Genomic DNA, 20,424 nt, shown 5'->3' on the forward strand with positions numbered 1-20,424 from the left:
GGTGATGGAGTTAATTCAGAACAACCGCTGTTTTGAGGGTGAGCAACGAATTTATCGTTTTCATTCCAATGCTTTAGGGACTGAAACTCAGTTTGGCATTTTTTTACCAGAACAAGCTTTGGCGGGGCAGGCTTGTCCTGCGGTATTTTATTTGGCAGGTTTAACCTGTAACGAAGAAACCTTTGCGATTAAAGCACATGCGCAGCACATGGCAGCGCAATTGGGACTGATTTTGATTAGTCCAGATACTTCACCGCGTGGCGAAGCTGTTGCCAAAGGCGACCATTGGGATATTGGACAGGGGGCAGGTTTCTATATCAATGCGACACAAGCACCGTGGGCGGCACATTATCAAATGGAAACTTTTGTCACCGATGAGCTTTATCAATTGGTGCTGCAACAGTTCCCAATTCAGGCACAGCACGTTGGCATCATGGGGCACAGTATGGGCGGTCATGGTGCATTGACCCTCGCGTTGAAATATCATGAAAAATTTAAGTCAGTGTCTGCTTTTGCTCCGATTTGTGCGCCAAGCCAATGCCCGTGGGGTGAAAAAGCGTTTTCGAATTATTTAGGTACAGATCAGCAAGTATGGTTACAGCACGATGCGACTGCTTTGGTGCAGGCCAAAGGTGCATTGTTCAGTGAAATTTTGATTGATCAGGGGTTGAAAGACCAATTCTACAGTCAGCTCAATCCTGCATTATTTCAGCAAGCTTGCGATGCGGTTGGGCAAAAATTGAGTTTGTGGGAACATGCAGGCTATGATCATGGCTATTATTTCATTCAAAGCTTTATAGATCAGCATTTGCAATTCCATGCGGTACAATTGCAAGCAGACTAAGTCAAACACTCAATTTTACACATTGATTTTTAAACTTTTCTAGGCAAGTTGTTCACTTTTTATTAGAATGGTGAACACTTGCTTTTTTACCGTTTGGAAAGATTGCTCATGTGGGTTTGAGCGTCTGGGTAGAATAACGACCGCACAATAAAATAAATAAGGCATCACATGCACAATTCAGAATGGGATTCACCACAACAAGCAACGCCATCTTCCCCTTTTTTTCCAGCGGAGCCTACGATGCCACCCACGCGGAATCCATTACTTGGACGGATTCATCATTTTCAATTTCATGGTAGCGCCTCAGAATATTTTGGCATTTGGATTGTCAATATTTTGTTGATGATTGTGACTTTTGGGCTGTATGCACCGTGGGCAAAAGTACGTCGTTTGCGCTATTTTTATGGCAATACCGAATTAATCAAACGTCGTTTTGATTTTACAGGCATCCCACATAAAATTTTATTGGGACGTTTAATTGCCATTGGAATTTATGTTGCGATCTCGGTGGTTTCCAATTATTCAGTCAAAGCAATGGTTATTGGCGTGGTGGCTTTATATTTGGCTGTGCCGTGGTTGATTCGAGCGACCATCCGTTTCAAGGCGCGAAATAGTAAATTTGGCAATGCGCGTTTTTATTTTTCAGGCAGTAACAAAGAAGCCTATTGGGTATTTCTAAAATGTATCGTAATTAATTTGTTTACTTTGGGCTTATTTTTTCCTGTGTTGGTGTGGATGTATAAGCGCTATTGCCTAGACCATTTATATGCAGGGCAGCTTAAATTTAAGCTGAAAGCAGATTGGCCTGCTTATATGCGCGCGATGTATATGCCTATTTTATTCTTCTTTGGCATTTTGCTTGCTGTCGGGATAATGTTGGCTTTGGCAGGACAGTTGAGTCGTAATCCTGCACAGTTGGTTTGGTTATTTTTAGCGGTTTATTTGTTGGGGATATTTTTAATTTGGCCACTAATGTCGGCGCGAATTTTTATCACCACATGGAACAATACCAGTATCAGTCGTAGTGAATTTCAGACCGATTGCGGGCAGTGGCACTATACTTGGATTGTGGTGACCAATTGGATTGTGAAAGTCCTGAGTTTGGGTTTAATGACCCCATGGGCAGCCATTCGTTTATATCGTTATCAGGTTGAGTCTTTGAGTCTACATTTAAAAAATGATCCAGATTTGATGATCAATAAACTGCAGGCTGAACATAGCGCACTTGCAGAAGAAATCAGTGATATTTTTGATATTGATGTATCGCTGTAAGCTAGGAGAAGAAGATGGCGGCACAGGTCGTGGATGTAGTGTTTTATGATGGTGTAGTGTCTAAACCATGGGCTGCCAAAATCTCTCCTGTAGATGCTCAGTCGGTACTCATCCGCTACGGTGAAAATTTACAGCAACATCGACACTATCATTATCAAGACATGATGTTGGTGGGCGCACTGGGTAAAATTCAGCCTGTCATTGAACTTAGAGATGATGCACGTATTGAGTTTTCCCAAGCCTTGCCTGAATGGTTTCAACTGCGAAATAAACAGGTGCAGCATTCCATCTGGAAATTGGAACGTACGCCAAGTCTGATTGTATTTAGTCTGGTTTTTGTGTTGTTGATGGTATTTGCCACAGTGCAATGGGGCATCCCAAGTGCATCCAAATACGTTGCTTTTCAGTTGCCTGCGAATACCTTAAAGCAAATTGGTGATGAAGCAGAGCGTTATATCTTAGACATGACAGCGCCAAGCCAATTGCCTGCAGCGCGTCAGCAGAAAATTTTGACAGATTATCGACAGCTCATTGCAGGAGAGACACCTGCCAAAGTGTTGTTTCGACAAGGTCATGGCTTAGGCGCCAATGCTTTGGCAATTCCGAATAACACCATTATTTTGACCGATGAATTGGTGGAATTGGCGGAGAATGATCAGGAAATCATTGGCGTGTTGGCACATGAGCAAGGACATTTGGCCGAAAGACACAGCTTGCAGCAGGCTTTATCGAGCTTAGGGTTTAGTATTATTTTGCTCGCGATTACAGGAGATGGTACAGATTTAGTTTCGACCTTGCCTGTTGCGCTCGTAGGGGCAAATTATTCACGTAATTTTGAATCTGAAGCAGATCATTATGCTTTAAATACGATGCACGCTCAGGGCATTCCGACCATTCATTTTGCTCATTTTCTGGAGCGTTTGGCAGAAAATGCAGGTGAAGACACCGCCAACAGCCCTTGGGATTTTTTGCAAAGCCATCCTGCAACACAAAAACGTATTCAAGCGGTTAAAGATTTTGAACAGACGCAGCGTTTAGCGCCTTAACATGAAACAGTTAGTGGCGTTGCCAAACCGCGCTCAATTCTGTTTGTGCCATACGACTTAAATGATCAAGCACAACTTGTTCGAGGTAACGTAAATCTGTTTCAGCCTCTTTGGCTTGAATTTTAACCATAAGCTCATCTGTTTGAGGCGTAAGCAGAATTGTGGCAGTTGGCATCATAATTTGGTATTGGGTTGGATTGTCTACAACGTCAAATTTATGTTTCCAGTGGTTGAGTAGACGCTTGGCGATACGGCTTGCTTGCATTGTTTGAATATGGGCAGAACTGTTCATCATCTGTTGAAACTAACATTGTGTTTAAATGGGTAAAGACCATTAGCATAACAAAGCCAGACTGAAAGAAAAGTGGAATGCTGCAACAGAGCGTTGCGGAGATAGAACTATCAAATTGGATGATCCAACTGAATCATCGAACTAAATGATCCAATCGTAACAGAATCCACCACACCAAGCAGTCTTTGCTATAATGCCCCACAATCCCAATATTCAGCTAGGTTCTCCCATGTCCAAGCCTTATTTAATTGCGCCGTCTATTTTATCAGCAGATTTTGCTCGTCTAGGCGAAGAAGTGGAAAATGTACTTCAGGCAGGTGCCGATGTGGTGCATTTTGATGTGATGGATAATCACTATGTACCGAATTTAACTTTCGGTGCAGGTGTATGTAAGGCATTGAAAAACTATGGTATTACTGCACCAATTGATGTGCACTTAATGGTAAAACCTGTAGACCGCATGATTGGTGATTTTCTAGAAGCGGGCGCAGACATTATCACGTTCCATCCTGAAGCTTCAGAGCATATTGACCGTTCATTGCAACTGATTAAATCGGGTGGGGCAAAAGCGGGTTTGGTCTTTAACCCTGCTACACCGCTGCATTATTTAGATTATGTACTTGATAAAGTTGATCAGATTTTACTCATGAGTGTGAACCCTGGTTTTGGTGGGCAAAAATTCATTCCAATGACTTTAGAGAAATTACGTCAGGCACGTCAAATCATTGATGCTTCAGGTCGTGATATCCGTTTAGAAGTCGATGGTGGTGTGGGACCTGCCAATATTCGTGAAATTGCAGAAGCGGGCGCAGATATGTTTGTTGCAGGCTCAGCAATTTTTGGCAAGCCAGACTATAAAACGGTGATTGATGAAATGCGTGCTGAATTGGCAAAAGTTGGCGCAGTCGAAGTATAAATTTCTACAATCACAAGTGCTTATGCTGTGGATAACTTTGTAGATAACCGTATGGATATCTATGTTGATAACACTATGGATAAGCCGATTAATTTATAAACATTTGTACATCAATTGTTTATGACTTATACAAAATAAGTATAAAAAGGATTCAATCGAATCCTTTTTGTTTATTTTAAATACACTGAATTTATTGAGTATTTACTCAGTTAATTATAAAAATAAGTTGCTTAATATATAACTTGATTGTTTTAGTTGGCTTTTAAATCGCACGGATTCACTCTGTTTTTCAATGCAGAAGATATTGTGTATAAGTGGGGCTTGAATTATATTGAGTGCATTGTAGATTGTGGATTGTACTTGGCAAAAATGTTCAATTCTTGTGCAAGTTCAGGTCTGCATCTTTCATACTCAGGAATTTATTTAGTGCTGACTCAACCCTACAAACAAATGTGGTTTGTTGTCCTGATGGCATTTGTCATAGGGTGGAGTGGTATTGTTAGTGCTGCGGTAAAACCTGCACATGATTGGATGATGTCAAATCAGGCAGCAGGGTCTGAGATTCGACATTCTGCAACCGCAGCGAGTGAAATGACATCTTTGCCAGATTGTCATACCGCAGCTTTACAAACGCATCCTGAAACCAAGCAGCATATATCTGGGCATGATGCCAAGGCCAACCATCATCTCAGTCAGCACACATCCGCAACGGATACCGATTTAAATGCGGCAGATTGTTATGGCTCGGCTGATTTTTCTACTGCAAAGATGAATTGTCAGGACTGTGCGCAGTTGCATTGTCAAAGCTTAAACAGTGTGTTGAATGTGCAAGTCCCTGAACTGATTCAACCTGTAGCACTTTCATCTGTCAATATTCTGTTGCCTGCTTATCAAGCTCAACATTTACTTGGGCATTGGCAGCAAATTTTACGTCCACCCAAAGCTTAATCCTGAATTCAAAACACTTTTACGTTTTATTTTAAGGATTAAGTCATGTCTAAATTTTATCAGCCTGCGCTGTTTTTAACAGTCTGTGCATTGTGTTCGAGTTCTGCATTTGCTGCGGTCAAGGAATATCACCTGACCATTGCAGAACAAACGGTCAATATCACGGGAAAACCTGTTCAACGTATTACAGTCAATGGACAATTTCCCGCGCCTGCACTCGAATTTGAAGAAGGCGATGAGGCGGTAATTCACGTTAATAATCAATTAAAAAATCAGGACTCATCTATTCACTGGCATGGTTTATTGTTGCCCGGTTTGATGGATGGTGTGCCTGGATTTAATGGTTTTCAAGGGATTAAGCCACAAGGACATTTTGTTTATCAATTTAAAGTACGTCAAAGTGGTACCTATTGGTATCACGCACATTCCAAAGGTCAGGAACAAGATGGTCTATACGGCTCTTTGGTGATTCATCCTAAAGCCAAGCCAGCCGTAAACGCACATGAATACACAGATCGTGATTATGTGGTGATGCTGTCAGATTTTCATGAAAAATCTAGCAATCAAATTCAGAAAGATTTAAAAATTTCAGCCGAGTTTTATCAAAATCAGCGTGAAACCTTAGGTGATGTTTGGCGTCAAGTACAGCGTGATGGGCTAAAAGCCACATGGTCAGACCGCAAAATGTGGAATCAGATGCGCATGCTGAAAACCGACCTTTCCGATGTCACAGGCTATACTTTTTTAATGAATGGCAAGACACCTGAACAGAACTGGACAGGTGTATTTAAGCCAAATGAAAAAGTGCGTTTACGTTTTATCAATGCCTCTGCCATGTCGTTTTATGATGTGCGGATTCCAAACTTAAAAATGACAGTGGTCAGTGCCGATGGTCAGCCAGTCAAACCTGTTACTGTGGATGAATTTCGTATCGGCACTGCAGAAACCTACGATGTGATTGTTGAACCTCAAGCAGCGCATTATCAAATTGAAGCGGAATCAATAGACCGCTCAGGTTTTGCTGTGGGTAGCTTGCAGAGTGAACTTCATTCTGCAACATCAAATCTACAGCTCCCTGCAGCGCGCCCGCGTGCTTTACTCACCATGCAAGATATGGGGCATGCTACAGAGCATTCAGGCGATGATCATTCCAAGATGAACCATGCAACGATGTCTGAAATGGATCACTCAAAAATGAATCATGCAGCGATGTCTGAAATGGATCATTCCAAAATGAACCATGCAGCGATGTCGGAAATGGATCATTCCAAGATGAACCATGCAGCGATGTCGGATATAGATCATTCCAAGATGAACCATGCAGCAATGTCGGAGATGGATCATTCCAAGATGAACCATGTAGCGATGTCGGAAATGGATCATTCCAAGATGAACCATGTAGCGATGTCAGAAATGGATCATTCCAAGATGAATCATGCGGTAATGTCGGAAATGGATCATTCCAAGATGAACCATGCAACAATGTCTGAAAATACGCATACACAATATGGCATGCCTTCAACAGAACACAAAAATGCGGTGGTATATGGATGGGCAAATGCTTCTACACCCGCGGGGCATAAAGCCTTGCACTATGAAGATTTGAAATCGCTGCAGCCACAAGCAGATACACGTGAACCAAGCAGTGAATTGGTCGTGCGTTTAGGCGGTACGATGGAGCGTTATATCTGGACAATCAACGGTAAGAAATTTAGTGATGCCACACCACTCAAGGTGAAATATGGTGAGCGTATTCGGATTAAATTTATCAATGACAGCATGATGGCACATCCAATGCATTTACATGGCATGTTTATGCAGTTGGAAAATGGTCAAACGGCAGCAGAAATGCCGAATAAACACACCTTAATTGTGCCGCCAGGTCAAACTGTAACTGCACTGCTTACTGCAGATGAATTAGGTGAATGGGCAATACATTGTCATTTGCTCTATCACATGAGCGCGGGAATGATGAATAAATTGATTGTAGCGCAGGTGAGTGAAAATGAACCGCTTTCAACCACAGCAATTCAAGCCACTCAAACCCCTTCAGCGACAGCGCAAAAAGGAGCAGCACATGCACAACATTAATCTTTTTGCGAAAACAGTTTTAAGTATTTCTGTCTGCTGCATCAGTACAGTTGGGCTAGCAGCGACAGAGGTGCATAGTGCACATGCCAGTTCAGCAGAGATTGCAACAATTGCAGCTCAGGCTGATACTCAATCGCATCAATCGCATCAATCGCATCAATCGCATCAATCGCATCAATCGCATCAATCGCATCAATCGCATCAATCGCATCAATCCGATTCGTCCGTGCAAGAGTCGCAGTCACACGATCATCGTAAAGAACATGGTGCGCAGGTGTACGCGGTGAGCACTTTAGATACGCAATGGCAAGTGAATGATCATGCCGAGGGAGTGCTCAAATCTAAATTACAAACTCGTATCGGAACTGATGAAAACAAGTTGTTTGTGAAAATTCATAGCGATAAGCAAGAGTCACAAGCGACTGAATATGATGCCAAGTTGTTATACAGTCGTATGATTTCAGATTTTTGGGATGTGCAAGCAGGTGTGCGTTATCGACACGAAGTGAATCAGCAAGAGCATCAAACAGACCGAGAAGATAAGTTTGACGCTGTGTTTGGCTTACATGGTTTAGCTCCATATTTTTTTGAAACCGATGCTTATTTTTATTTGGGTGAGGATCAATATGCGGCTTTGAGTTTGGAAGCCACACGGGATCTGTTATTGACTCAGAAATTGATCGCACAGCCTTATTTGGATGTAGATGTTATTCTGCAGGATGATGCCAAATATTCGAAAAAAACAGGACTCAACCGTGTGGCTGTGGGTGTGGAAATGCGTTATGAAATCAGCAAGAACATCATGCCGTATATCAGTGCAGGTTATGAATATACCAAAGGTAATCAACACACTGTTTGGCAGTCTGCAACCGATTCTGAACAGAGCGGCTTATATGCGATAGGGTTGCGTTTCAGGTTCTAGTGATTAGAACAATGTATCGTTGTAAGTTCTAAATAGAATAGATTGTCCCTAAATACATAGGCTTGGTTTATACTGAGCCTATTGTATTTTTGGGTGTGGCGTATGTCTTCATCAACTCAAGATCCTCAATCGAATCAAGATGAAAACTTAGAAAACCAAAATCTAAACAATGCTGGCTGTGGTTGCGATACACAAAAAAATGTAAACCAGCCTTGTGCAACTGCGCCTATACAGTCCGAGTCATGTGACGCCACAGGCTGTGGTTCGTCTTGTGATACAGAAAAAAGCTGTGCTGATCAAAATAGCTGTACATCTGCAACGACAGCCAAGACAGATAAAGCAACAGTCGTAGGTTCTGAACTTTTGAGTCCGTGGGTGAGTGCGTACCATATTCCTAAAATGGATTGCGGCGCTGAAGAACAAATGGTGCGGATTGCTTTGGCAGACCATAATGATATTGCTGCCTTATCTTTTGATTTGCCTGCACGACTTTTAAAGGTTTATCACAATAATCAATCTGCCACAGAAATCACCCATAAATTAGAAGCATTGGGTTGGGGTGCTGTGTTGCAACAGACTGAAGCCAATACACAAACTGAACTGCCTGTATCTAACAGCGCTGCACAACAAAAAGTGCTATATGCCTTGCTTGGTATTAATGCCGCTATGTTTTTGGTGGAATTAATTGCAGGTTTAATTGCATCTTCGACTGGGTTAATTGCTGACTCCTTAGATATGTTTGCCGATGCCGCCGTGTATGGTTTGGCTTTATTTGTCGTGGGTCAATCCGCCAAGAAACAGCTCAAAGCTGCACATTTGTCTGGTTGGATACAACTGGGTTTGGCTGCACTGGTTATCTTTGATGTCCTGCGCCGTTTCTTCTTAGGCAGTGAGCCTGAATCAATGTTGATGATGGTCATTGGTGCTGTGGCATTGCTGGCAAACGTCACCTGTTTATGGCTAATTTCAGGGCATAAAGATGGTGGAACCCACATGCAAGCCAGTTATATTTTTTCCGCCAATGATGTGATTGTGAATTTAGGTGTGATTATCGCGGGCGGTTTGGTGATGCTGACAGGGTCGAATTATCCAGACCTGATTATTGGCTTAGTTGTGGCCATGTTTGTATTGAATGGTGCGCGCAAAATTTTAAGTTTAAAATAGACGGATCATCGCTGCGCGGTGGCTTAAATTGCAACAGGAGGAACGACCTCCCTTGTTTGGGTTTTTAGAAATAGTCAAAGTGACTGAACACTCGACAAGAAAAATCTTCAGGACGGCCTGATTTCATGCTATTGAAGGAGGGCGTTATGGCCTGGATGATGTTGATATTGGCGGGTATTTTTGAAGTGGTTTGGGCATACTCCATGAAGTTGTCTGACGGCTTTAGTAAATTAACGCCCAGTATCGTGACTATCTTTTTTATGATTTTAAGTTTTGCGCTTTTGGCCTATGCCATGCGTACTTTGCCATTAGGCACGGCTTATACGATTTGGACAGGTATAGGCGCAGTCGGTTCATTTTTAGTCGGTATTTTTGTTTTAGGCGAACCTGCCAGTGCTATGCGTATGTTGGCTGCAGTTCTGATTATTTCAGGTTTGGTGCTTATGAAAATTTCATCCAGCTAACTTGGAATGCAGTCTTTTAGTGTGTGCTCAATAACAGATCGGTTTGAGTTAAAAACAGGATGACCTGATACCCAACCTGCTTGAGGAGAAAAATAATGCAATTGGCATTTACTGAAATGGACACTCCTGTAGGCGTGCTTAAATTGGTGGCTCACGATCACGCATTGGTTGCGGTAATGTGGGATAACGAAGATCATAAACGGGTACGTTTAGCCAGTTTAGTTCGACAAGATGATCATCCAATTTTGCTCAAAACTCAGCAGCAACTCCAAGAGTATTTTGCAGGTCAGCGTCAGCAATTTGATGTGCCTCTTGATTTTGAAGGCACTGAATTTCAGAAGAAAGTCTGGCAGGCGTTATTAAGCATTCCTTTTGGGGAAACTCGTAGTTATAAGCAAATTGCCGAACAAGTTGGTAGTGAGAATGCGATGCGTGCCGTAGGGGCGGCAAATGGCAAAAATCCAATTTCGATTATTGCACCGTGTCATCGGGTGGTGGGTGCAAGTGGAAAATTGGTGGGCTTTGCAGGCGGGTTGGATAATAAAGCGATTTTGTTAAAGTTAGAATCTTCAACTTCAAAAGTTTAAATGACTGAGATTCAACAACAATTTTGATCAAAATAAAATAGAGCAGGGGAAATGTTAAAAACATTATTGTTGCAGTTTTGGTGGCTTATTCTGCTTGTTGCAGGTGTAGGGCTGATCAAAATTTTCAAACCTTTTCTAAAGGGAAAGGTGGGGGAACTCGCAGTAAGTACGCATGTGAAGTTGTATTTAGATGAACGTTATATCTTGTTGAATGATGTAACTTTGCCTGATGAGTTCGCAGGAACAACTCAAATAGATCATATTTTATTGAGTCCTTTTGGGGTTTTTGTGATTGAAACAAAAAACTATAAAGGCTGGATTTTTGGTGGAGAACGCCAAAAAGTATGGACACAAAAAATTTATAAAAAGACCTACAAGTTTCAAAATCCTGTCTATCAGAACTATAAGCATATAAAAGTTTTGGAATCAGTATTGAGCGATATTGTCGAGCCTGAATATCTGCATTCTGTGATTGTATTTATGCCAGACTGTGAGTTTAAGACCTCTTTGCCCAACAATGTTTTTAAAGGCAGTGTATGGGTTGAGTATGTCAAAGGTTTTCGGCATGAAGTCATTTCACCGATGAAACTGAAACGTATTCAGCTGAGAATTGAAAAAGAACTACTTGATAAGTCTTGGAAAACCAATCGTCAACATGTCGAAAATTTGAAACAACGGCACGAACGTTAAAAAGTTGCAATGAAAAACCCTGATACAAGGTGATCAGGGTTTGAAGGAGTTGAACGATAAGCACTAAAACCTTTTCGGAATTTTCTGTCCGTTCGGTACAGGCGTTTCCGCATATTTAAGCACACCAAACAACCAAGTTTCAGCATGTTGTACCGCTTGTTTCAGTTGATCTCCCATTGCCAAGCGCCCTGCAATAAAGCTCGCCAATGAACAGCCTGAACCGTGATATTCACCTTCAAGCCGTGGACAGCGGGTTTCTGAAACCATTTCATTGTTAATATACAGTGCATTACGAATATGATCAGGGGTATCTTCATGCCCACCTTTGACCAAAACGGCCTGCGCGCCCATTGCAAATAATTTAGCTGTTGCGCGTTCTAAATCATCTTCACCCGTTAAGGCACGTAATTCCACAGTATTTGGCGTGATTAAAGTCGCCAGTGGAATCAACTCGACAAATGCCTGAACCAAAGTCGCTTGATCACCTAAAGAACCACCACTATTGGCAACCAAAACAGGGTCAAGCACATATAAATAATCAGGATGTGCACGTAAAAAATCTGCCAGCGCTGCAATATTGTCAGTGGTGCCCAACATGCCCGACTTTACAACTTTAATGGGCAAATCATTCACCACCGCATTGGCTTGCGCCAATAACAATTCTTTAGACGTTGCTTCAAAGCCAAATACTTGCTGAGAGTTTTGAATGGTCAGTGCTGTGCAGGCAATCGCTGCATGTGCACCGCTATTGCCAACGGCTTCAATATCAGCCTGTAAACCAGCGCCACCCGAAGGGTCTAAACCAGAAAAACATAGTACTGTTGGTCGCACACACATATCCTTAATTGCTTCTATTTACGTTAGTATAGGCAACTTTGGAGTAACACTCGATAGTCATTTAGGCACATAGGCTGACATTGTGATAAAGAACCTTTTAATTGATTTAGATGGCACGCTGACCGACCCGAAAGAGGGCATTACCGCTTCTGCGCGTTATGGTTTGGCTAAGGTTGGACATCCTATTGCAGATACGGAAAATATTGATTGGATTATCGGGCCGCCCTTAAAAGCCTCTTTGGCAAAATTACTTCATGTAGATGTGCATGACGTATTGGCAGAGCAAGCCTTAGCAGGCTATCGAGAGCGTTTTGCTGCAACAGGCTTATTTGAAAATCATGTCTTTGAAGATGTTGCTGCAACATTGGCAGATTTAAAACAGCAAGGCTATCGACTGTTTTTAGCAACAGCCAAACCTGAAATTTATGCACGCCAAATTTTAGATCACTTCGATTTATTGCAATATTTTGAATATCCCTACGGTAGCGAACTAAATGGTGAGCGTACCAATAAAGCGGATTTAATTGCCTATATTTTGCAGCAAGAACAATTGCAACCTGAACAATGTTTAATGATTGGAGATCGTGAACACGATATTTTAGGTGCACGAGCCAATGGAGTCGATTGTGTTGCAGTCGAATACGGCTATGGTTCGGCTCAGGAGTTAGACTTGGCTGCACCAAAACATAGAATTCAGTGTTTTGCGCAAATTTTGTCGGTGCTTGAACAGTTATCTGGATGAGCGAGATGCTTACATCTGTTTGCATTTCTAGCGCAGTGTTATTGCAAAGATCGTGCTTCAATATTTAATTTGAATATTTAATTTTAATATTGAAAGAGGGTATGTGATGAAGATATTTAGTCAATCTATTGCAGTAGTAGCGGTTTCAATACTGATGACTGCATGTGCCAATCATGCTGCTACATCCACAACACCTACTGCGCAGGTCGAAATGTACACATCATTGCAACATCGACAGTGTGAGCCAGATTCAGGTTTAACCCTTACGGAAATTGTTCAGCGTTTACAGCAAGCACAGATTCAGGTGAAGCGGGCCAGTGTAGGTTCAGATGGGCGGATGTATGCACAGGTCTGTGGTGGTGCAGATGGAAAAATTGCTATTGTCACGATTCCTCAATCTCAGCAGAAACAAGCAGCGGCATTGGGCTTTCAGCCTTACTCACAAATACGTTGAATTAAAGCATAAGTGCTGTTTTTAGTTGTCACCCATAAAAAAACCTCAGTTCTTTGCACTGAGGTTTTTTTACAACCGAATCAGGTTGAGATGTCAGGATACTTGGCGTTTCAAATTTTAGAACTGTGGTTTTACCACGACTAAAATTACAATCGCTAATAGCAGCACAGTCGGCATTTCATTGAAGAATCGCCAGAACTTGTGTGATTTATAATGCGCATTGCCAATCAGTTTTTGGCGGTAATAGCCACAAACCAAATGGTAAATCACCAATAAACCGACCAATGCTACTTTCAGGTAAAACCATAACGCATCGTGGTAATTGCGGGTCGCATCGCCCCAATCTACCAAAAAGTGTGCCGTGATGAGGGTGGCAATCATAGACGGCCACATAATCCCTCGGTACAACTTGCGCTCCATGATTTCAAAACGCTGATGGCTCAGTGTATCTTCACTCATGGCATGGTAAACATATAAACGTGGTAAGTAGAACAATGCAGCGAACCAGCAAACCACGGCAATAATATGTAATGCTTTTACCCATAAAAAAGCATCAGAAGGTGCATCCATCGACTATCCTATAGGAGATTATTCATCCCACTTCTTGAAAATAAGGCAGGCATTTACACCGCCAAAACCAAAACTGTTACTCATCACAGTATTCAATTTTGTGTCGCGTTTTTCAAGTACGATATCAAATGCTTTCGCGCCTTCATCAAGTTCAGTGACGTTGATGTTTGGTGCAATGAAGTCGTTTTGCATCATCAAGACAGAATAAATTGCTTCTTGAACGCCTGCAGCACCCAAGCTGTGACCAGTCATTGACTTCGTTGAGCTAAGAGCAGGCACTTTACCTTCACCAAACGCACGTTCCATGGCTTTCAATTCAGTCACGTCGCCTGCTGGAGTAGAAGTACCATGTGTGTTCACATAGTCAATTGCGTCTACACCGTGTTGTTTCGCTTCGTCTAAAGCCATCAAGATACAACGTGTTGCACCTTCACCGCTTGGTGCAACCATGTCTGCACCGTCAGAGTTTGCAGCATACGCAACCACTTCAGCTAAAATATTTGCACCACGTGCTTGTGCGTGTTCAAGTGATTCAAGAACCACGAAACCACCACCACCTGCAATGACGAAACCATCACGGTCTGCAGAGTACGGACGAGATGCTGTTTCTGGTGTGTCGTTGTATTTAGAACACAAAGCACCCATCGCATCAAACAATAAGCTTTGTGACCAGTGATCTTCTTCACCGCCACCTGCAAGCATTAAATCTTGTTTACCCAATTGAATTAGGTTGTAGGCATAACCAATTGCATCGGCAGAAGTTGCGCATGCACTGGTAATTGAGTGCGCGATACCTTGTAATTTGAACGCAACACCCAAGTTTGCCGTAATGGTGTTCGACATGTTACGTGGTACGAAGAACGGGCCAATTTTACGTGCGCCTTTTTCTTCAAGTAGCTCAATCATTTCTGCAACAGATGCAGTTGAGTTACCGCCTGAACCACCCGCGATACCGTAACGTGGGTTGCCTGCTAAATCTTCTTGCTTTAAGCCCGCATGTTCAATGGCATCTACTGCAGCGTTGTAAGCGTACATCGCACACACGCCCATAAAGCGTTTTAATTTACGGTCAATGTGGTTAAAATTTTGTTCTGCTGCTGCACTTACGTGGCTTTTGAAATTAAGTTCAGCATAAGTTGGGTTGGAACGTGTCCCAGAAATACCGTTTTGTAAAGAATGAGTCACAGCTTCTAAAGTATTACCAATGCACGAGTTAATGCCCATGCCGGTGATTACAACACGTTTCATCTACAGATCCCTTTTATGGTGATAATGTTGAGCCGAACACCGTGACTGCCAAGCAATCGCTGATACGGTATGACTCATGTCTTACAATTGCGTTCATAATAGCAGAAAGAATTTTGAATTCTTATGGCAAATATGATGCCACTTTGCAGGGAAGATCAAACCGCAGTGAAGCGGCAAATGAGATGCAGGAAGCCAACCAAAAGATACACAATCATATTGAGATAAACTTAGACTACACCTAGTATCTACCCATAAATCATAGAAATTAAAAATGAGGAGTAAGAATGTCAGATTCCAAGAATAAACAATCAAGCGGATTCTTCTCGAATGCGATTGGGGTGGCTAAAAAGCTCAGCAGTACAGGCATCCATGTATTGCAGCAAGTTGCACCGGGTACTGTAGCGAAGGATGAGCACAGTGCAAAATCAGGGCAAATTATTGAAGGTCAGGCACGTAGTTTTAGTGCTTTTCAAGCGCGTCAGTATGACAATCCTCAACACATGCTCAGACAGCATGTGCCACAAGTTTCACGTCAGCTTTTAGGACGTCACTATAATCGCGTCAATCAGGTAGCGAGTTTTGTGTCGCCCGATTTTTCCGAAAAAATTTCAGATTATTTATTTGATCAGCTGAATAGTTTTACCTCCAATATTAGCTCTGTTGATGATGTGCTTGATCAAGCAGGTGTGCGCGATTTAGAAGAGTTGACTCAAGATGTAGATCGTTCTAAACGAATTAGTCAGGCACTTGCAGAACAAAATAAATGGATTGCATCACTGCAAGGCGCATTGACAGGTGCAACAGGAGTAATCGGTTCAACCATTGATGTGCCTGCATCTATTGTGATGTCTTTACGTACCATTTATCAGGTTGGGCGTGCCTACGGTTTTGAACTGAATAAAGACACTGAGCAAGAAATTGTTCAGTTTATTTTTAAACAAATTGATTTAGGCGTCATTGCAGAAAAGCAAGCAGTGTTGATGGGGCTAAAAACCTTATCTAATATGCTGCAAACTCATGATGTGCATCAATTACAAAATATGCTCGGTTCAAGCAATGATTATGAGGCATTAAAGAAATACTTCTTGAATGAGCAAGGTCAAGTCAAATGGCCGTGGTTGAATCATGTACCTAAGTTTTCCATGTTGAATAAACTCACGCCTGTAGCAACCGCATCGGTGAGTGCAGTATATAGCTGGAAATTGGTGGAAGATGTGCATCACAAGGCACAGCAAGTGTTTTCCAATGCCCGTAGCTATTTAATTCAGCATAAAGACAGCAATTTATCAGCCATTCATGCGTATGAAAAATCGTTGGAATTGCTGGCACAGGCTGCGCCTAAACTCTTGGAGCAATTGAAGGGCAATGAAGCTAAACATGCGGAGCAAGATGAATTAGTAGCGGGGCAAGAGCGCGCGGAATCTGCGCCGTCAGATGCTTTGCTGCAAACCGTATCAGACCATGAAAGTATCAGAACGGTAAAAGTGCAGAAAAAATCGAACAAAGTGGAAACAACTGCAGCACAACTCGATGAAAATATTCAGCAAGGTCTAGAAGAATTGGCAGATCAAATGCTAGAGCCACATGCTGAAGTTGCACCGCAAAAACCTGCTGTACCTGCAGAAGAAATTGATGAATATAGGCTGGAAGATGCTTTGGAGCCAGTGGAAGATTCAACTCAAGTGGCTGAAACTGTTTCGGAAAATCCAGTAACATCAAGCAAAGAAACTGCAAAGCAGGTTACAAAAAAGCCGAGAACTCGTACAAGTGCTCGCAAGCCAAAAGCTGAATAAAAACAAGTGATAAGTAGAAATTTGGTTGGTATTTTAACTGCCTATGAAATATTGACCATTTTTCTATCTTCGCTTACAATTGCATGCCCTCAAAAAGTAGTATGTTTTTGGGGCTTTTTATTAACGGGAGAATTGCCACATGGCAACAACAAATCAGTTGATCCGTAAGGGTCGTACGACTTTGGTTGAAAAATCAAAAGTTCCTGCGTTGAAGGCTTGTCCACAACGTCGTGGTGTTTGTACACGTGTTTACACAACTACACCTAAAAAACCTAACTCAGCAATGCGTAAAGTTTGCCGTGTTCGCTTAACTTCAGGTTTTGAAGTTTCTAGCTACATCGGTGGTGAAGGTCACAACCTACAAGAGCACAGTGTTGTTCTTATCCGTGGTGGTCGTGTTAAAGACTTACCAGGTGTACGTTACCATACCGTTCGTGGTTCTTTAGACTGTGCTGGCGTGAAAGATCGTAACCAGTCACGTTCTAAATACGGTGCTAAACGTCCTAAGAAATAATCTTTTAAAGATTAAACTCTTAGTTCGTAGAACTGCAATCCTTTATCGTCTCGCTTGTCTGATTTCTGCATTTAATTTTGTGAAATTCAAGCGACGTGTAGTAAGGCCAGCGAAATGCACACGACACTTTGTGCTACGGCTGGATCACCCTGAAGTGTCATATTTATAGGTAGTTTAAAATGCCAAGACGTCGCGTAGTCGCTGCTCGTGAAATCCTTCCGGATCCTAAATTCAGCAGCCAAACAATCGCTAAATTCATGAACCACGTAATGCAAGATGGTAAAAAATCTATTGCTGAAAGTATCGTTTACGGTGCTTTAGACCGCGTTCAAGAAAAATCTAAAGTAGACCCAGTTGAATTTTTTGAAGCTACGCTTGAAAAAGTTCGTCCAATGGTCGAAGTAAAAGCACGCCGTGTTGGTGGTGCTACTTATCAAGTTCCTATGGAAGTACGCCCATCCCGTCGTACTGCTTTAGCGATGCGTTGGTTGGTAGATGCTGCTGCTAAGCGTTCTGAAAAAACTATGGCGTTACGTCTTGCTGGCGAGTTGCTTGATGCATCTGAAGGTAAAGGCGCAGCGATCAAAAAACGTGAAGATGTGCACCGTATGGCTGAAGCCAACAAAGCCTTCTCTCACTACCGTTTCTAAGCGGATAAAACAGGCCCTAATCAGGAGGGTGATGAATCGGTTGTCACTGAATTGTCATCAAATCGCTTTAAGTTGCTAGGCAGCTTAAAGCGTCCTGTTTTAAACAACAAAATTTAGGAATGCTAGAAATCATGGCACGTCAAACCCCAATTTCTCGTTACCGTAACATTGGTATCTCTGCGCACATCGATGCGGGTAAAACAACAACTTCAGAACGTATTTTGTTCTATACAGGTGAAAGTCACAAACTTGGTGAAACTCACGAAGGTTCAGCAACAACTGACTGGATGGAACAAGAGCAAGAACGTGGTATTACTATTACCTCAGCAGCTGTAACATGCTTCTGGAAAGGTATGGGTAACCAGTTTGACCAACACCGTATTAACGTAATTGACACCCCAGGACACGTTGACTTCACAATTGAAGTTGAGCGTTCTATGCGTGTTCTTGACGGTGCATGTATGGTTTACTGTGCTGTAGGTGGTGTACAACCTCAGTCTGAAACTGTATGGCGTCAAGCAAACAAATATAAAGTACCTCGTTTAGCGTTCGTGAACAAAATGGACCGTACAGGTGCAAACTTCTTCCGCGTTGTTGAACAAATGAAAACTCGCTTGGGTGCAAACCCAGTGCCTATCGTTGTTCCAGTGGGTGCAGAAGACACATTCACAGGTGTTGTTGACTTAATCGAAATGAAGGCAATCATCTGGGATGAAGCTTCACAAGGTATGAAGTTTGAATACGGTGAGATTCCAGCTGACCTTCAAGCAACTGCTGAAGAATGGCGTACGAACATGGTTGAAGCTGCTGCAGAAGCATCAGAAGAACTCATGGACAAGTACCTAGAAAATGGCGAACTTTCTAAAGAAGAAATCGTTGCTGGTTTACGTCAACGTACATTAGCGGGTGAAATTCAACCTGCAATGTGTGGTTCTGCATTCAAAAACAAAGGTGTTCAACGTATGTTGGACGCAGTAATTGAATTCTTACCTGCACCAACTGACGTTGAAGCGATCAAAGGTATCTTAGACGACAAAGACGAAACTGAAGGTTCTCGTGAAGCGTCTGACGAAGCTCCTTTCGCAGCGTTAGCGTTCAAAATCATGAACGACAAATTCGTTGGTAACTTAACGTTCGTACGTGTTTACTCTGGTGTTCTTAAAGCGGGTAGCCCGGTTTATAACCCAGTGAAAATGAAGCGTGAGCGTATTGGTCGTATCGTACAGATGCACGCAAATGACCGTCACGACATCGAAGAAATTCGTGCAGGTGACATCGCAGCGTGTGTAGGTCTTAAAGATACAACCACTGGTGATACATTATGTGACGAAAACCACGTAATTACACTAGAGCGTATGGAATTCCCAGAGCCAGTAATTGCATTGGCTGTTGAACCTAAAACTAAAGCTGACCAAGAAAAAATGTCAGTTGCTTTAGGTCGCTTGGCGAAAGAAGATCCATCATTCCGCGTTCGTACAGACGAAGAATCTGGTCAAACGATCATTGCGGGTATGGGCGAGCTTCACCTTGACATCATCGTTGACCGTATGAAGCGTGAATTCAACGTAGAAGCGAACATTGGTAAACCAATGGTTGCATACCGCGAAACGATCAAAAAGACGATTGAGCAAGAAGGTAAATTCGTACGTCAAACTGGTGGTAAAGGTAAATTCGGTCACGTATTCGTACGTTTAGAGCCGCTTGATCCTGAAGCTGGTAAAGACTACGAATTCGCTGAAGAAGTTGTAGGTGGTGTAGTACCTAAAGAATTCTTCGGTGCAGTAGACAAAGGTATCCAAGAACGTATGAAGAATGGTGTCTTGGCTGGTTACCCAGTTGTAGGCATTAAAGCGACATTATTCGACGGTTCTTACCACGATGTCGACTCTGACGAATTATCGTTCAAAATGGCGGGTTCTTACGCATTCCGTGACGGTTTCATGAAAGCAGATCCTGTTCTTCTTGAGCCAATCATGAAAGTTGAAGTAGAAACTCCAGAAGACTACATGGGCGATATCATGGGTGACTTAAACCGTCGTCGTGGTATGGTTCAAGGTATGGACGACTTACCTGGTGGTACTAAAGCAATTCGTGCAGAAGTTCCACTTGCAGAGATGTTTGGTTACGCAACACACATGCGTTCTATGTCTCAAGGTCGTGCGACTTACTCTATGGAATTTGCTAAATATGCTGAAACTCCACGTAACGTGGCAGATGGCATCATTGCTAAATTCCAGTCTGGTGGTAAAAAAGGTGACGACGAGTAATCTTTCGATTACTATAAGCGCAAACTAATTCATAGTTAAAAAACCTAATGCTCATGGAGTGATCCTCCATGAGTTGTTTTAAAAAGGAAGATCTCATGGCTAAGGCTAAGTTC

At 42.4% G+C, this 20,424-nt stretch carries 21 protein-coding genes; 17 read left to right on the plus strand and 4 right to left on the minus strand.

What is annotated here, in order from left to right; all coding sequences use genetic code 11:
* The first annotated feature begins 4 nt into the window (after positions 1-4).
* The 3 genes from fghA to VF675_RS08030 all read left to right on the plus strand — a co-directional run bounded on the left by fghA (position 5) and on the right by VF675_RS08030 (position 3,162).
* On the plus strand, positions 5-844 hold the full coding sequence (fghA, locus tag VF675_RS08020; protein ID WP_440205033.1) for an S-formylglutathione hydrolase: 840 nt from the start codon (positions 5-7) through the stop codon (positions 842-844).
* 168 nt (positions 845-1,012) lie between these two features.
* Positions 1,013-2,116, plus strand: a complete 1,104-nt coding sequence (locus VF675_RS08025; protein WP_440205034.1) for a YjgN family protein — start codon at positions 1,013-1,015, stop codon at positions 2,114-2,116.
* A 14-nt stretch (positions 2,117-2,130) separates the two neighbouring features.
* Positions 2,131-3,162: a M48 family metallopeptidase gene (locus VF675_RS08030; protein ID WP_440205035.1), complete on the plus strand. Its 1,032-nt coding sequence runs from the start codon at positions 2,131-2,133 to the stop codon at positions 3,160-3,162.
* Between the two features lie 10 nt (positions 3,163-3,172).
* Here the strand turns inward: VF675_RS08030 and VF675_RS08035 are convergent, their stop codons facing one another.
* On the minus strand, positions 3,173-3,454 hold the full coding sequence (locus VF675_RS08035; protein ID WP_096902137.1) for a DUF2218 domain-containing protein: 282 nt from the start codon (positions 3,452-3,454) through the stop codon (positions 3,173-3,175).
* A gap of 229 nt (positions 3,455-3,683) precedes the next feature.
* On the opposite strand from VF675_RS08035, the gene rpe reads away from it, so the two are divergent.
* The 8 genes from rpe (at position 3,684) to VF675_RS08075 (ending at position 11,236) form a co-directional block, all read left to right on the plus strand.
* Entirely contained in the window at positions 3,684-4,370 is a 687-nt protein-coding gene (rpe, locus tag VF675_RS08040) for a ribulose-phosphate 3-epimerase (protein ID WP_004975246.1), read from the plus strand.
* Positions 4,371-4,796: 426 nt separating this feature from the next.
* Complete coding sequence (locus tag VF675_RS08045; RefSeq protein WP_373684816.1) at positions 4,797-5,318, plus strand: hypothetical protein; 522 nt, start codon at positions 4,797-4,799, stop codon at positions 5,316-5,318.
* A gap of 45 nt (positions 5,319-5,363) precedes the next feature.
* Positions 5,364-7,409: a multicopper oxidase domain-containing protein gene (locus VF675_RS08050; protein ID WP_440205036.1), complete on the plus strand. Its 2,046-nt coding sequence runs from the start codon at positions 5,364-5,366 to the stop codon at positions 7,407-7,409.
* Complete coding sequence (locus VF675_RS08055) at positions 7,396-8,331, plus strand: copper resistance protein B (RefSeq protein ID WP_440205037.1); 936 nt, start codon at positions 7,396-7,398, stop codon at positions 8,329-8,331. Before VF675_RS08050 ends, VF675_RS08055 begins: the two co-directional genes overlap by 14 nt.
* Positions 8,332-8,433: 102 nt before the next feature.
* A complete protein-coding gene (locus VF675_RS08060) occupies positions 8,434-9,495 on the plus strand; it encodes a cation transporter (RefSeq protein WP_440205038.1) in 1,062 nt (353 codons plus the stop codon).
* A 146-nt stretch (positions 9,496-9,641) separates the two neighbouring features.
* Positions 9,642-9,959, plus strand: a complete 318-nt coding sequence (gene sugE, locus VF675_RS08065) for a quaternary ammonium compound efflux SMR transporter SugE (protein WP_004975255.1) — start codon at positions 9,642-9,644, stop codon at positions 9,957-9,959.
* A 95-nt stretch (positions 9,960-10,054) separates the two neighbouring features.
* The gene (locus tag VF675_RS08070; protein ID WP_004975257.1) at positions 10,055-10,546 is read left to right on the plus strand and encodes a methylated-DNA--[protein]-cysteine S-methyltransferase; all 492 of its coding nucleotides are present in this window, start codon (positions 10,055-10,057) and stop codon (positions 10,544-10,546) included.
* A 51-nt stretch (positions 10,547-10,597) separates the two neighbouring features.
* The gene (locus VF675_RS08075) at positions 10,598-11,236 is read left to right on the plus strand and encodes a nuclease-related domain-containing protein (protein ID WP_440205039.1); all 639 of its coding nucleotides are present in this window, start codon (positions 10,598-10,600) and stop codon (positions 11,234-11,236) included.
* 63 nt (positions 11,237-11,299) lie between these two features.
* On the opposite strand, the gene VF675_RS08080 is transcribed toward VF675_RS08075, so the two are convergent.
* Entirely contained in the window at positions 11,300-12,067 is a 768-nt protein-coding gene (locus VF675_RS08080) for a hydroxymethylpyrimidine/phosphomethylpyrimidine kinase (protein WP_136144318.1), read from the minus strand.
* 88 nt (positions 12,068-12,155) lie between these two features.
* On the opposite strand from VF675_RS08080, the gene VF675_RS08085 reads away from it, so the two are divergent.
* Complete coding sequence (locus VF675_RS08085) at positions 12,156-12,815, plus strand: HAD-IA family hydrolase (RefSeq protein ID WP_019837216.1); 660 nt, start codon at positions 12,156-12,158, stop codon at positions 12,813-12,815.
* A gap of 106 nt (positions 12,816-12,921) precedes the next feature.
* A complete protein-coding gene (locus VF675_RS08090) occupies positions 12,922-13,269 on the plus strand; it encodes a hypothetical protein (RefSeq protein ID WP_004975264.1) in 348 nt (115 codons plus the stop codon).
* A gap of 117 nt (positions 13,270-13,386) precedes the next feature.
* Here VF675_RS08090 and hemJ read toward each other — a convergent pair whose 3' ends face one another.
* Together hemJ and VF675_RS08100 are read right to left on the minus strand one after the other, a co-directional pair.
* The gene (hemJ, locus tag VF675_RS08095) at positions 13,387-13,839 is read right to left on the minus strand and encodes a protoporphyrinogen oxidase HemJ (RefSeq protein WP_004975266.1); all 453 of its coding nucleotides are present in this window, start codon (positions 13,837-13,839) and stop codon (positions 13,387-13,389) included.
* A gap of 18 nt (positions 13,840-13,857) precedes the next feature.
* On the minus strand, positions 13,858-15,087 hold the full coding sequence (locus VF675_RS08100) for a beta-ketoacyl synthase N-terminal-like domain-containing protein (protein ID WP_004975268.1): 1,230 nt from the start codon (positions 15,085-15,087) through the stop codon (positions 13,858-13,860).
* A gap of 284 nt (positions 15,088-15,371) precedes the next feature.
* Between VF675_RS08100 and VF675_RS08105 the strand changes: the two genes are divergently transcribed.
* The 4 genes from VF675_RS08105 to fusA all read left to right on the plus strand — a co-directional run bounded on the left by VF675_RS08105 (position 15,372) and on the right by fusA (position 20,311).
* A complete protein-coding gene (locus VF675_RS08105; RefSeq protein ID WP_440205040.1) occupies positions 15,372-16,880 on the plus strand; it encodes an EcsC family protein in 1,509 nt (502 codons plus the stop codon).
* 139 nt (positions 16,881-17,019) lie between these two features.
* Positions 17,020-17,394 (plus strand): 30S ribosomal protein S12, encoded by a 375-nt coding sequence (rpsL, locus tag VF675_RS08110; RefSeq protein WP_000246374.1) that lies wholly within the window; start codon positions 17,020-17,022, stop codon positions 17,392-17,394.
* A gap of 179 nt (positions 17,395-17,573) precedes the next feature.
* Positions 17,574-18,044, plus strand: coding sequence for a 30S ribosomal protein S7 (gene rpsG, locus VF675_RS08115; RefSeq protein WP_004975277.1), 471 nt, complete (start codon positions 17,574-17,576; stop codon positions 18,042-18,044).
* 131 nt (positions 18,045-18,175) lie between these two features.
* Entirely contained in the window at positions 18,176-20,311 is a 2,136-nt protein-coding gene (gene fusA, locus VF675_RS08120) for an elongation factor G (RefSeq protein WP_096902149.1), read from the plus strand.
* Positions 20,312-20,424 lie beyond the last annotated feature (113 nt).

It is taken from the genome of Acinetobacter sp. Lyrl_1 (assembly GCF_051948795.1).
GTDB classification, from domain to species: Bacteria; Pseudomonadota; Gammaproteobacteria; order Pseudomonadales; family Moraxellaceae; genus Acinetobacter; species Acinetobacter towneri.